Here is a 13,115-nt window from a genome sequence, read left to right as displayed (position 1 = left end):
ACCTCTCCCGATGGGAGAGGTGGACCTCCAGTGCTGCGCCAGCGAGGTTGACTGCGCTGGACTTCAGCCCAGCCGCTTGACCGCCGCCTCGACGGCCGCCTCGGCGGTGATGCCGAAATGCTTGTAGAGCGCCTTGTAGGGGCCGCTCTCACCGAAACCGTGCATGCCGATGAAGATGCCGTCATGGCCGATCACAGCGTCCCAGCCCCAGCGCACCGCGGCTTCGATCGCGATCTTGACCGGTGCGTGGCCGATGATCGCCTTCTGGGCTTCCTCCGGCTGCGCCAGCAGCAATTCCAGCGACGGCACCGAGATCACCCGCGAGGCGATGCCGCGCTCAGCAAGCTGCTTCTGGGCGGTGACCGCGATCTCGACCTCGGAGCCGGAGGCGAACAGCGACACCTTGGCCTCGCCTTGCGCTGCGACTAGCTCGTAGGCGCCGCGGCTGCACGGATTGTCCGCAGGCGCGCTGGTGCGCAGCTGCGGCAGGTTCTGGCGCGTCAGCACCAGCACGGTCGGACCGTTGGTGCGGTTCAGCGCCAGCTCCCAGCATTCGGCGGTCTCGATGGCGTCGCAGGGGCGGAACACGCGCATGTTCGGGATCGCGCGCAGCGCGGCCAGATGCTCGACCGGCTGGTGGGTCGGACCGTCCTCGCCGAGGCCGATCGAGTCATGGGTCATGACATAGGTCACGCCGGTGCCCATCAGCGCCGCCAGCCGCATCGCCGGCCGCGCATAATCGGTGAAGCACAGGAAGGTGGCGCCGTTCGGCGCGAAGCCGCCATGCAGGAAGATGCCGTTCAGCGCCGCGCACATGCCGTGCTCGCGGATGCCGTAATGCACGAAGCGGCCCTTCGGCGTCTTGGCCGAGAACGCGGTCGCCGATTTGGCCTTGTTGTTGTTGGAGCCGGTGAGGTCGGCGGAGCCGGCCAGGAATTCCATCGGCATCGCGGCGGCGATCACCTCGATCGCGGCTTCTGATGACTTGCGCGTGGCGACGTTGAGCGGGTTTTCCAAGAGCGCCTTCTTGTGGTCCTTCAGCGCCTTCGCCAGCCCTGCGGGGCGCTCATGGCGCAGCCGGCGCTCGAACTCGGCGCGCTTGCGCGGACCCATCTCGCCGATGCGCGTTTCCCACTCGGCGCGCGCGGCAGCGCCGCGGCTGCCGGCCTCGCGCCAGGCCTTGAGGACATCATCCGGAACCGAGAAGGCTTCCAGCGAAATGCCGAGCTTCTCCTTGGCGCCCTTCAGCTCCTCAGGCCCAAGCGCCTCGCCATGCGCTTTCGCGGTGCCGGCCTTGGTCGGCGCGCCATAGCCGATCGTGGTCTTGCAGGCGATCAGGGTCGGCTTGCTCGACTTCTGCGCCCGGCTGATTGCAGCGGCAATCGCTGCTTGGTCCTGGCCGTCGATCAGCTCGGCGGCCCAGCCGGCGGACTTGAAGCGCTTCACCTGATCGACGCTGTCGGCGATTGAGGTCGGGCCGTCGATCGAGATGCCGTTGTCGTCATAGAGCACGATCAGCTTGTTGAGCTTCCAGACACCGGCCAGCGCGATCGCTTCCTGCGACACACCTTCCATCAGGTCGCCGTCGGAGGCGATCACATAAGTATGGTGGTCGACGATCTTCTTGCCGTATTCGGCCTGGAGCATCTTCTCGGCAACGGCCATGCCGACCGCGGTCGCAATGCCCTGGCCGAGCGGGCCGGTGGTGGTCTCGACGCCCTTGGTGCGGAAGTTCTCGGGGTGGCCGGGGGTGAGCGAATCGACCTGGCGGAATTGCTTGATCTGGTCGAGCGTCATCTCCTCGTTGCCGGTCAGATACAGGAGCGCATAGAGCAGCATCGAGCCGTGACCTGCCGAGAGCACGAAGCGGTCGCGATCGGGCCAGGCCGGATCGGCGGCGTCGTATTTGAGGAACTGCGTGAACAGCACGGTGGCCATATCCGCAGCGCCCATCGGCAGGCCGGGATGGCCGGACTTCGCCTTCTCGACGGCGTCCATCGCGAGCCCCCGGATCGCATTGGCCATACGGGTGTGATCGACCTGCGTCATGATGAAAATCCGTCTGAAATGAGATGCTTGGTGGGTGGTACACCGCCGGATGCAGCGGGTGGCGGGATTTCGAGGGGGGAATAGCACCTCGGTTCCGGAAGTCCAAGGCAATGAAACGTCAAAACCGGGGAGCCTGTTCCGATGCTCGCCATTTCGGACGCCCTTGTCCCAGCGCTCCAGCCGCAAAGGGATATGGGGCAGGGCGCCGCCGATCCCCAATCCGCCATCAATGGCTTAGCGGTGCATAGTTTCGACACGGCGTTGCGCTCGCCTGCCATCGCACGTAAATTTCCCCGTGTAAGCGTTTGCCGGACAGCGGCTTTTGTCCCGTACGGCCGGCACAGTTGAGGCCTGCGTTCGACCCCAAGTATCCGATTTCATGAGCGATCAGACAGCCATGTATCCCGGCCAGATGGAACCCGCCGCCGCGGATCTCGAACTGGCGACGCGTCGTCTGATGGCGGCGCTGGATGCGTTGGAAAGCGCGGTGGAGCGCCGGCGCGAGGCCGATCGCGACGAGGATGAGCTGGCGACCCGCATCCAGGCGCTCGGTGCCGATCGCTCGCGGCTCGCCGACGAGCTCGACGGCTCGCTGATGAAATCGCGCAAGCTGGAGCGCGCCAATCGCGAGATCGCGGAACGGCTCGATGTCGCGATCGGCAGCATTCGTTCGGTGCTGAGCGGCGCTGCAACGGCGCTGGCCGAAACCGTGCACGAGGAACACGAGGACAACGTGCACGAAGACGAAGATGCGGAAGACGAAGAAGACGCCGAAGACGAACACGACGACGAAGGCGAAGATGCCGAGGACGAAGACGAGGACGCTGAGGAATGAGCCACATCAACGTCACCATCAACGGCCGCCAATACCGCATGGGTTGCGAAGAGGGGCAGGAGCTGCGGCTCCTGAAACTCGCCGAGACGCTGGAGCAGCGCATCACCAATCTGCGCGGCAAGTTCGGCGAGATCGGTGACGCGCGCCTCACCGTGATGGCCGCGCTCACCGTCTGCGACGAGCTGCTCGATGCCGGGGCGCATGTGCGCAAGCTGGAGGAAGAGGTCGAGAGCCTGCGCAACGTGCGCAATCAGGCAGCCGATCGCGCCCGCGCCACCCAGGCTGCGGTGGCGAAGGCGCTCAATGCCGCCGCCGAGCGGATCGAGAAGACGACCCAGGTGCTCAACCGCACCATCGGCGGCGGAGTGGCGATCGGGTAGCTCGACCGGCCGTGTAGGACTTAGTGACCACCGCCGTCATTGCGAGGACGTGGGAGACGTCAACGAGACGGTTTAGACGACCTCCTCGAAGTCCGTAGCCCGGATGAGCGCAGCGATATCCGGGTCCCGCATGTCGCTTCGCACATGCGGGCTATCCTCGCGACAAACATCAAAGCTGCGCCTCGATCGCCGCCTTGTCGATCACCGACCACACCTGCTCGATCCTGCCATCGCGGAATCGATAGAACACGTTTTCGGCGAAGACGACGCGCCTGCCGTTGACGTCGAGGCCGAGGAATTGTCCCTTCGGCGTACAGTCGAAGCGAAGCCGGCTCGCAACGTGAGGCGGGTCGGCGACCAGCAGCTCGACGTCGAAATAAAGATCGGGGATATCAGCGAAATCCCGCTCTAGCATCTGGCGATAGCCGGACAGGCCGAACGGCCGGCCGTTGTGGGATGCGCCGTCATGAACGAACCGCCGGAGCTGTTCCCAGTCCTGCGCATTGAGGCAGGCGATGTAAGCGCGATAGATATCCGCAAGCTCGTCTCTGGTCACGGCGAGTCCTCTGCCTTGAAGCCGGATGGGCAAGATAACATCGTTGAGATCATATCGGTTCCTGCAGCGAGAATGCTCGCGCAAGCGCAGGAGAAATCGAGCATGGGCTGATCGAATTCCGCGATTCATTGCCGTCGGCGATTCTGCTAAAAGCTCGCGCCGTATACGCCTCGGAGACCCTTCATGCCGCAAGCCCCGTCTTCAATTCCGTTTTCGTCTCGCCTCATCGATCGCTACGTGCTTGTCACCGGTGCTTCGCAAGGCATAGGCCGCGCGGTCGCGGTCCGCTTTGCCCAGGAGGGTGCGCATGTCGCGATCAACCATGTAGGCTTACCCGATGGCGCCGAGGAGACGCTGAGGCTAGCGCGGGAAGCGTCTGCCGCACACGGACACGAAGGGCGCCATCATTTCGTGGTTCATGCCGACATCGGGATCGAAAAAGATATCGACGCCATGTTCGCCACGCTGTTCAAGCGCTGGCCGCGATTGGATTGCCTGGTCAACAATGCCGGCTTTCAAAAGGAATCGCCAAGCGAAGCGCTGGACATCGAGACCTATCGCAAGATCATCGAGGTCAATCTGACCGGCGCCGTGCTGTGCGCACGCCACGCGTTGGCGCATTTCGTGAGCCGCGAGGGTGGCGGCAACATCATCAATACGTCGAGCGTGCACCAGATCGTCCCGAAGCCCGGTTATCTCGCCTATTCGATCGGCAAGAGCGCGATGGCCGGCATGACGCGCACGCTGGCGCTGGAATTCGCCGGCCGCGGCATCCGCGTCAATTCGGTCGGGCCCGGCGCGATCGACACGCCGATCAATGCTGCTTGGACCAATGATCCGGTGCGGCGCGCCGCGGTCGAATCCCACATCCCGATGGGACGGGTCGGCACGGCGGAGGAGATCGCCGGCGTGTTCGCGTTCCTCGCATCCGACGAGGCGAGTTACATCACCGGTCAGACCATTTATGCTTGCGGTGGCATCACGCTGTTTCCGGAATTCCGCGACAACTGGGCGAGCTAGGCCGGGGCGCCCGCGCCAACGCACCGTCATTGCGAGGAGCGCAAGCGACGAACCAATCCAGACTGTCCGCTCTGGATCGCTTCGCTGCGCTCGCGATGACGGCTTCAGATCGGTGCCATGCGCTGGCCTTCCTTGCGGTTGTCACTGCGGTCTGTTCTAATTCAACGGGCAGGCGGACGTTTGAGATCGCATCATAAGCGATTCCGATCCGCCGCTCGGGAGGCACTCATGAGAACAACAATGCAGGCATTCGCCCTATCGGCGGCTGCGGCCGCTTTCGCGTTCCACGCCGCCATCGCGGCCCCCTTGCCCGAAGCCAGACCGGAGGATGTCGGCTTCTCGCAAGCAGGCCTGGCGCGGATGGATGATTTCTTCGCGCGCGAGATTGCGGCCAAGCGCGTGCCCGGTGCGGTGGTCGCGATCGCGCGCGACGGCAAGCTCGTGCACTACAAGGCCTATGGCAAGCTCGATCCGGCCAAGGATACGCCGATGCCGCTCGATGCGATGTTTGCGCTGGCCTCGATGACCAAGCCGATGGCGGCGGTCGCAGGCCTCACGCTGATGGAGCAGGGGCGGCTGCCGCTGCAGGCGAAACTGTCGGATTATTATCCTGCTTTCGCCGACATGAAGGTCGGCGTCGCGCAGCCGGATGGATCGCTGAAGCTGGAGACGCAGCTGTCGCCGATCTTCATCCACGATCTCTATCGCCACACCTCCGGCCTGATGTATGGCGGTCGGCCGGACTCGTCGAGCCCGGTGGCGCGGCTCTATCCTGACGGCGTGGCGCCCGCGATCGAGGGCGACACGCAGGCCTTCATCGATCGCATCGCCAAGCTGCCATTGGCGCACCAGCCCTCGACGGAGTTCGAATATGGCTTCTCGATCGACGTGCTGGGCGCAGTCATCGAGAAAGTCAGCGAGCAGCGGCTCGGCGAATATCTTTCGAAGAATGTCTGGCAGCCGCTCGGCATGAACGACGCCACGTTCTCGCCCTCGGACGCGCAGCGCGCCCGACTGGCCCGCCCGTTCGCCAACGATCCGCTGACCGGCAAGCCGCAGTCGATCCGGCTCTTGGACACATCGACCAAGTTCGATTGCGGCGGCGCCTGCTCGTTTGCGACTGTCGGGGACTACATGCGGTTCGGCCAGATGCTCCTCAATGGCGGCGAACTCGATGGCCAGCGCATCCTCAGTCCGAAGACGGTGCACCACATGACCTCCAATCATCTCGGGCCGGAGATCAAGAACAACGTCGCCAATATCGAGCCGCATCGCGCCGGCTTCGGGTTCGGCCTCGCCGTCGCCGTGCGCACCAGCGAGGGCCTGTCCTCGGTGCCGGGCAATCCCGGAGAGTTCACCTGGAATGGCGCCTTCGGCACACAGTTCTTCTGCGATCCCAGGGAGCGTCTCGTTGTTGTTGTCGGCACCGCCGCGCCCGGTGAGCTCAGGAAATATTATCGCGAGCAGGTGCAGGACCTCGTCTATGGCGCGATGGTGAGATAGACACGAACAATATCTGTAGCCCGGTGAGCGCAGCGACACCCGGGTTGATAGTCCCGCATGGCGCTTGCGCTCATGCGGGCTACTTCGCATTACGATTGGAGTCTCCATGCTCACCGTCCATCATCTCGGCAAGTCGCAATCCGAGCGCATCGTCTGGCTCTGCGAGGAGCTGGAGATACCCTATGAATTGAAGACCTATGCGCGCGACGCCAAGACCATGCTGGCGCCGCCGGAGTACAAGGCGCTGCACCCGATCGGTTCGGCGCCGGTCATCACCGACGGTGATATCGTGCTCGCCGAATCGGCTGCCATCGTCGATTACATCGTCGCGAAGCACGGGCAGGGCCGGCTCACCTTGCGCGCCGATGATCCCGGATTCGCATCCTTCCTGTACTGGTTTCACTTCGCCAACGGCACGCTGCAGCCTGGGCTCGGGCGGCTCATGATCCTCAACCGGCTGGCATTGACCGAGGACAATCCGATGCTGATGGCGATGAAGGCGCGCACCGAGCGCGCGTTCGATCTCGTCGAGGCCCGTTGCGGCCAGGCGGAGTATCTGGCGGGCAGCGCCTTCACCACCGCCGACATCATGAGCGTTTTCACGCTGACCACGATGCGCTACTTCCAACCCTACGATCTCGGCCGTTTGCCTAACATCCGCGCCTATCTCGCCCGGATCGCCGCGCGGCCCGCGTATCAGCGCGCGATGGCGAAGGGCGATCCCGGCATGGCGCTGCTGCTCAGCTGAGTGCTTGGTTTTCAGTCATTCCGGGGCGTTGGCGACAGCGAGCGAGCCTGGGATGGTATGAAGGGTGAGGTGTCATTGCGAGGAGCGCTAGCGACGAAGCAATCCAGATTTTTGCCTCCGGAACAGACTGGATTGCTTCGCTTGTGCTCGCAATGACGGCGGAGAGAGTGCTGCGCATGCCCGTCATGCATAAATTGCCCGTCGGGTTACTTTGTCGCACGCGTGCACGCTTGCGTTGTCGGGCAAATCAGAACGATCTTTCCGCACGTCCCACCTCGGCAAGAGGGGCGTGTCGCGACCGTCACGAGACGCGAGGTGGGATGCGATGGCCTGTCGGTATTGCAGCACGCATGTTGCGCGCGGACGAACAATACGGACAGGACGGTGAAGTCGTGTGGTCCTGGCATCCCGGTGCTGATGCCGTGCCGACGCGCAAGCGTCGCGCACAGACAGGGGCAAGAAAGCCGGTCCCTGGGGAGAGCGCGTATAACCCGTAACCCATTCGCGCAGGGAAGGCCGGTTGTCTCGGCTCGTACCTGTGGTTCTGCCGCGTGCTTTCTTGTTGCACGCGGACCGCGGGTGCGACCAGCACCCGGCCTTCCCTGCGCCCTCTGCGCTCAAGAGGGTGATTCGACTCAAATAACTCGGGCAGTTCGTGTCGCGAGAACGAGGATGCATGCCCTGCGAGGCGATGCGCGGATGCAGCTACATGTCCGCTGTCATCATCCGCGAAGGCGGATGATCCTGTACGCTGCGGCCTCTCAGTCGATCACTGCTGTCTGTGGATACTGGGTCGTCGGGTCAAGCCGGGCGACGACATCCGAGTGTTGGCGACTTGGTGCCCGATGGGTTGGCTGTTTGAAACGTGGAGTTAGGAATTTCGGTGTCCCACCGTCCGGCGCCGCTGGCGGAACGGCGCGGTCGTTGCTACATTGGGTCTCAGCGAGGCTGTGGCGCGCGTCAGGAGCCATATATCCCCGGGGCCTTATCGATCCTTTAGGGAACTGTCCCTGGCCGGGTCCGTGGATCCGGACATATGGTGCCCACCTACTTTCGTAGGGAACTCCGGGATCGAGCGCTTCAACGGCGACCGCGGCTTCGCGCTTCGTTTTCCCCAGTCGTCATACCCCGCGAATGCGGGGTAACCAGTACCCCGTGACAGTAGATGTCGGCCGTGCCGCTTGTGGATACTGGATCGCCCGCATTCGCGGGCGATGACAGCTGATGGTGAAACATACATGCCGCCGCAAATTGCCCCGCAATCCAAGCAGCAGCTGCGCGCAGCGGCGCTTGCGGCACGCGATGCGCTCGATGAGAACGCGCGGGTGGCGGCGGCCCAGGCCATTGCCGCGCGCGGCCTGCCGTTTGCGCTTGCAGCCGGCACGGTGGTGTCGGGCTATGCGCCGATCCGCAGCGAGCTCGACCCCACGCCCTTGATGCTGCATCTGGCCGGGCTCGGCGCGCGGCTGGCGCTGCCTGTGGTGCTGGCTCGCGGCCATTCGCTGTCGTTCCGCGCCTTCGCGCCGGGTGACAGGCTGGTGCTGGGCCCGCTCGGCATCCCCGAGCCGTCGCCGGCTCAAGCTGAGCTCGTGCCCGACGTCATGCTGGTGCCGCTCGCCGCGTTCGATCGCATCGGCCACCGCATCGGCTATGGCGGCGGCTACTACGATTACACTTTCTCGCATCTGCGAAGAACGAGGCATGTGATCGGCGTGGGGCTGGCCTTCACTGTCCAGGAAATCCCCGCGGTTCCGGCTTTGGCGCACGACGCGGCGCTGGATTATGTGCTAACCGAGCGGGATATGTTCGACTTCCGGAGCACATGACTTGCGTATTCTCTTCGTCGGCGACGTGGTCGGGCGTGCCGGTCGCGCCGCCGTCTCGGACCATCTTCCCGGCATGATCCGCGACTGGGCACTCGATCTCGTCGTCGTCAATGGCGAGAATGCAGCCGGCGGCTTTGGCATCACGGAAGCGATCTATCAGGAGCTCGTTGACGCCGGCGCCGATGCGGTGACGCTCGGCAATCATTCCTGGGATCAGCGCGAGGCGCTGGTCTTCATCGAGCGTGCGCCGAAGCTGGTGCGGCCTGCGAACTATCCGAAGGGGACGCCGGGCCGCGGCGCGGCGCTGGTCGACACCAAGAAGGGCGGCCGCGCACTGGTGATCAACGCGCTCGGCCGCGTCTTCATGACGCCGTTTGACGATCCCTTCAAGGCGATCGGACACGAGCTCGATGCGTGCCCGCTGCGCGAGGCCGCAGACGCGATCGTGGTCGACGTGCATTGCGAGGCGAGCAGCGAGAAGCAGGCGCTCGGCTATTTCTGCGACGGCCGCGCTAGCCTCGTCGTCGGCACGCATACGCATGTGCCGACCGCCGATCATCAGATTCTCGCCGGCGGCACCGCCTACATGACCGATGCCGGCATGACCGGCGATTACGACTCGATCATCGGCATGCAGAAGGACGAGCCGATGCGCCGTTTCCAGTCCGGGATTCCGTCGGCGCGCTTCGAGCCGGCGGTCGGCACGGCGACGCTGAGCGGCGTGGCGGTCGAGACCGACGATGCGACCGGGCTTGCGGTCAAGGTCGCGCCGGTGCGGATCGGCGGCCGGCTGTCGGCGGCAGGGCCGGAATTCTGGTAGCTTGAGCCCGCGGAGAGAAGGTCCAAGGATCAGCTCTGCCGGAAGCCGATCCGGAAAGCGCCCCAGTGCCGACCCTTCACGATGATGGGCGAGGAGACGTCCTTCATCAGCACGAAATTGCCGCCGCCCATGTCGCGCCGATAGGTCTGCAGCAGGAACGGCTTGGTGTTGGCCGCGACCTTCTTCACGGCGCGATCATTGAACAGCCGCCGGTTGCGGCAGTTCGCATTGTTCCAGACCGGGTCCGGCCCCTGTGGCAGCCGATAGTTCGGATTGTGGGTCGGCAGATAGCCGCCTTTCGCCCACGCCACCGAGAATACGATGCGCGGATCGGATTTCTGGACGGGGTCCTGGATCGGCGGCAGGATGCGATCGGTGAAGGTGACGTAGTCGGTCAGGTATTGGGCAGGATTGGTGCCGGGAATCTCCCGATAGGTCTCGTCCATCAATTGACCGAGCTGAATCTCGCCGCGGTCGATCGCGCCTTCGAATGCGGCCGAGATCACCTTTGCTGTCTCCACCGCGGTGCGGATCAGCGGTGTGTCCGAGGTCTCGACGCTGCTCTCGGCGATCAGCGCGATCAGGCCTTCCGAGAGGTCCAGCAGCTTGGCGATCCGGCTGTCCGCCTGCTTCAGCTCGGCCGAGGAGCGGTCGACGCCTTGCGCGAGTTCCGCCAGCTCCTCGATCACCATGTCGCAATGAGCGAGGTTCGAGGTTGCCGCGCGGGCGACGGCGTCGATCTCCCGGCCGACATTGGTGAAGCCGTCCTGCACGCGCGCGATGATGCCTTCGATCTGCTGCGCGCCGCTGCCGGCGTTCTTGGCCCGGGACGAGGCTTCTCCGCTCTCGCCCAGCAAGCTCTTGATCTGGCCGTCGAGGCCGCGAAGCGTGTCGCCGATCTGCTGCGTCGCCTGGCGCGTCGCTTCGGCGAGGCTCTTCACCTCGCTTGCGACGACGGCGAAACCGCGTCCGGCGTTGCCGGCGCGGGCAGCCTCGATGGTCGCGTTGAGCGCAAGCAGGTTGGTCTGCTTGGCGATCGTCTCGATCGCGACCGACACCTTCGCCACCTGCGACAGCGCCGAGCCGACGGCGCCGAGCCTGCTTTCGATCCGTTCCACGGAGTCGATCAGTTCGCCGATATGCTTGACGGCATTTTCGACCGCGCCGCGGGATTGGGTGATCTCGCCGACCGCGGCCGATGTGGCGGACTGCACGGCCTCGGAGGCGACCGCGATGTCGTGATTGGCCGCGACCATGGTCTTCGCGGTTCGCTGCAGATGGCCCAGCCGCTCGGATTGATGGCTGACGCGGGCCGCAACCTCCTGGACATTGCCAGCCACATCGGCGAGCTCGACACCGAGGCCACCGATCCGAGTTGCGAGCTCCTCGATCAGATTTTCGGCGCCCGATCGCGCATTTGCATGTTCCAGTATTGCACGCTGCGCGAGCGACATCTCAGAGCTCCTCGATCAAGCCACGACCACGACCATTTCCTGACGTCCAATGTACTCAAAGTTTGTAGGCGGTGCGGAAACCGCCCCAGTGCCGGCCACGCACGCGGATCGGCACGTCGATCTCGCGCATCATCACGGTGTTGCCGCCACCCATGTCGCGGGCGTAGCTCTGGATCAGATAGGGCCGCTGGTTGCGTCCCGCGGCGAGCCCGGCGGGATCGTTGAAGATGCGGCGGTTGCGGCTGTTCGCGGTGTTGAAGGCGACATCGCCCGGCCGCTGTGGATGCGAATAGATGCGGTTGTGGACCGGCAGATAGCCGTTGCGGTCGATGGCGACGCAGAACGCCATCCGGCTATCTTTGGTGAGGAACGCCTCCTGGAACGGCGGCAGGGCCCGCTCGGCCCAATCGAGGATCTTGGTGCGGTGCTGCTGCGGGTTGGTGCCGGCGATCTCGACGTAGTCGGTGTCGAACATGTCCTCGAGCGTGATCTCGCTGCGTGAGACCGCATTCTCGAAAATCCGCGTGAGCTCAGTGCCGGCCTCCATGGCACGGGCGATGAACTCGTTGTTCTCCTCATGCAGCGCCCATAGCCGATCCTCGATCTTCTCGCGCAATTCTGCAGTGGGTCCATCGAAGCGGGCGCGGGCGCCGGCAGGAACCTGCTCGGCGACGCGGACGGGGCAGGCGCCGACGCCTTCCAGCGTCGCATTGAAGCGCTCGTTGACCGCGAGCCGCGCGGCTTCAGGGCCTGATATCAGCAGGTCCTCGGCAGAGATCTCGTAGACCGGCGCGGCAATGCTGCGGCTGCCGACCTTGAGCTCGATCTTGAGATGGCAGGGCAGACGCTCGCCAAGGCGCTTGCTGCTTCGATCATCCTGGCGCAGCAGCACCGCGCAGCGCGCCTTCAGCCTCGAGGCGTGCATCGTCACGGCGCGGCCGGCGCTGGTGACTCGCTCGCCATAGGCCTCGGCCTGCTGGGTGGCTTGGTCGATCTCGGCGGCGCTCTCGACCACCGAGGCGATGAAGTGCGAGGCTTGGGCCGCGTTGTCGGAGATCTCGCCGGTGGTCCGGTTCTGCTCGGCCACCGCGCCGTCGACATTGGCGAAGACCGGTCGGATCGCCTCGATCGCCTGCGCGATCCGGTGCACGGCATCCGCCGAGCCGATGGCATCCTTCTGCAGCGTTTCGATCTTGCGGCTGATCTCCTCGGTGGCGTGCTGAGTCTGAACGGCCAGGGCCTTCACCTCGGTGGCGACCACCGCGAAACCGCGGCCGGCTTCGCCGGCGCGGGCGGCCTCGATGGTGGAGTTCAAGGCCAGCAGCGTGGTCTGGCGGGCGATCTGCGAGATCAGGGCGACGACATTGCCGATCGCAGCCGAGGACTCGCGCAGGCGGTCGACATTGGCTCGCGCCTCGTCGGCCGCCGCGCTCGCGGCATCGGCGAGCTGGCCAGCATCGCGGACCTGGGCGCCGATGCCCTGCGCCGATCGGGTAACCCTGTCAGCGGCCTCCGCGAATGTCGCAGCGGTGCCTTTAGCGGCATTCGAGCGCCCACTGAGCGCCTCAGTGCGCTGGCGGATGTCGGAAAGTGTGCCGGCGGTCGCGTCGGCGCCGCTTGCCACCGAATTGGCCGCGCGCTCGAGCTGCCGGATCATGCCACCGAGCTCAAGCTCCAGCAGGTCGAGAATCGCTTTGGCTGATTCGGCCTCTGCCGAGGGGACGGGTTCCGAAGGCGGAGCAGCAGTCGACGCGATGGCCTCGGCCGCCGCCATCGGGGCAGCACGTTTTCGGAACCACGCGAATGCCATCGGGGATCTCTCGAAAAAGTCGAATTCTTACAATTGGCGGTTGAGGTGCATATCCTTTCACCTTCTCATGAAGTCATGGTTAACAAATGGGCGTCTGGCAGGTGCAGGGAGAGT

At 64.8% G+C, this 13,115-nt stretch carries 10 protein-coding genes, 1 other RNA gene and 1 pseudogene; 8 read left to right on the top strand and 4 right to left on the bottom strand.

Annotation, left to right across the window (positions count from 1 at the left end; translation table 11 throughout):
* Positions 1-63: 63 nt before the first annotated feature.
* Positions 64-2,049, bottom strand: a complete 1,986-nt coding sequence (gene tkt, locus P6U24_RS33785) for a transketolase (RefSeq protein ID WP_407156718.1) — start codon at positions 2,047-2,049, stop codon at positions 64-66.
* Between the two features lie 379 nt (positions 2,050-2,428).
* Here tkt and P6U24_RS33780 point away from each other — a divergent pair.
* Positions 2,429-2,734: pseudogene (locus P6U24_RS33780) on the top strand (DUF4164 domain-containing protein); the annotation flags it as partial.
* Between the two features lie 146 nt (positions 2,735-2,880).
* The gene (locus P6U24_RS33775) at positions 2,881-3,264 is read left to right on the top strand and encodes a cell division protein ZapA (protein ID WP_407156717.1); all 384 of its coding nucleotides are present in this window, start codon (positions 2,881-2,883) and stop codon (positions 3,262-3,264) included.
* Positions 3,265-3,433: 169 nt separating this feature from the next.
* Here the strand turns inward: P6U24_RS33775 and P6U24_RS33770 are convergent, their stop codons facing one another.
* Complete coding sequence (locus P6U24_RS33770; RefSeq protein WP_407156716.1) at positions 3,434-3,820, bottom strand: ester cyclase; 387 nt, start codon at positions 3,818-3,820, stop codon at positions 3,434-3,436.
* A gap of 183 nt (positions 3,821-4,003) precedes the next feature.
* Here P6U24_RS33770 and P6U24_RS33765 point away from each other — a divergent pair, with 183 nt between their 5' ends.
* The 6 genes from P6U24_RS33765 to P6U24_RS33740 all read left to right on the top strand — a co-directional run bounded on the left by P6U24_RS33765 (position 4,004) and on the right by P6U24_RS33740 (position 9,737).
* On the top strand, positions 4,004-4,840 hold the full coding sequence (locus P6U24_RS33765; RefSeq protein ID WP_407156715.1) for an SDR family oxidoreductase: 837 nt from the start codon (positions 4,004-4,006) through the stop codon (positions 4,838-4,840).
* Between the two features lie 228 nt (positions 4,841-5,068).
* A complete protein-coding gene (locus P6U24_RS33760; RefSeq protein ID WP_407156714.1) occupies positions 5,069-6,343 on the top strand; it encodes a serine hydrolase domain-containing protein in 1,275 nt (424 codons plus the stop codon).
* Positions 6,344-6,449: 106 nt separating this feature from the next.
* The gene (locus P6U24_RS33755; protein WP_407156713.1) at positions 6,450-7,091 is read left to right on the top strand and encodes a glutathione S-transferase family protein; all 642 of its coding nucleotides are present in this window, start codon (positions 6,450-6,452) and stop codon (positions 7,089-7,091) included.
* A gap of 942 nt (positions 7,092-8,033) precedes the next feature.
* Positions 8,034-8,194: non-coding RNA, 6S RNA (ssrS, locus tag P6U24_RS33750), on the top strand.
* Between the two features lie 135 nt (positions 8,195-8,329).
* Positions 8,330-8,917, top strand: coding sequence for a 5-formyltetrahydrofolate cyclo-ligase (locus tag P6U24_RS33745; RefSeq protein WP_407156712.1), 588 nt, complete (start codon positions 8,330-8,332; stop codon positions 8,915-8,917).
* 1 nt (position 8,918) lies between these two features.
* The gene (locus P6U24_RS33740; RefSeq protein WP_407156711.1) at positions 8,919-9,737 is read left to right on the top strand and encodes a TIGR00282 family metallophosphoesterase; all 819 of its coding nucleotides are present in this window, start codon (positions 8,919-8,921) and stop codon (positions 9,735-9,737) included.
* Between the two features lie 29 nt (positions 9,738-9,766).
* Here P6U24_RS33740 and P6U24_RS33735 read toward each other — a convergent pair whose 3' ends face one another.
* Together P6U24_RS33735 and P6U24_RS33730 are read right to left on the bottom strand one after the other, a co-directional pair.
* Positions 9,767-11,191 (bottom strand): methyl-accepting chemotaxis protein, encoded by a 1,425-nt coding sequence (locus P6U24_RS33735; protein WP_407156710.1) that lies wholly within the window; start codon positions 11,189-11,191, stop codon positions 9,767-9,769.
* Between the two features lie 55 nt (positions 11,192-11,246).
* The gene (locus P6U24_RS33730; RefSeq protein ID WP_407156709.1) at positions 11,247-13,001 is read right to left on the bottom strand and encodes a methyl-accepting chemotaxis protein; all 1,755 of its coding nucleotides are present in this window, start codon (positions 12,999-13,001) and stop codon (positions 11,247-11,249) included.
* Positions 13,002-13,115 lie beyond the last annotated feature (114 nt).

Source organism: Bradyrhizobium sp. STM 3557 (genome assembly GCF_045571465.1).
Taxonomy (GTDB): domain Bacteria; phylum Pseudomonadota; class Alphaproteobacteria; order Rhizobiales; family Xanthobacteraceae; genus Bradyrhizobium.
This window is presented reverse-complemented; position numbering and strand designations above follow the sequence as displayed.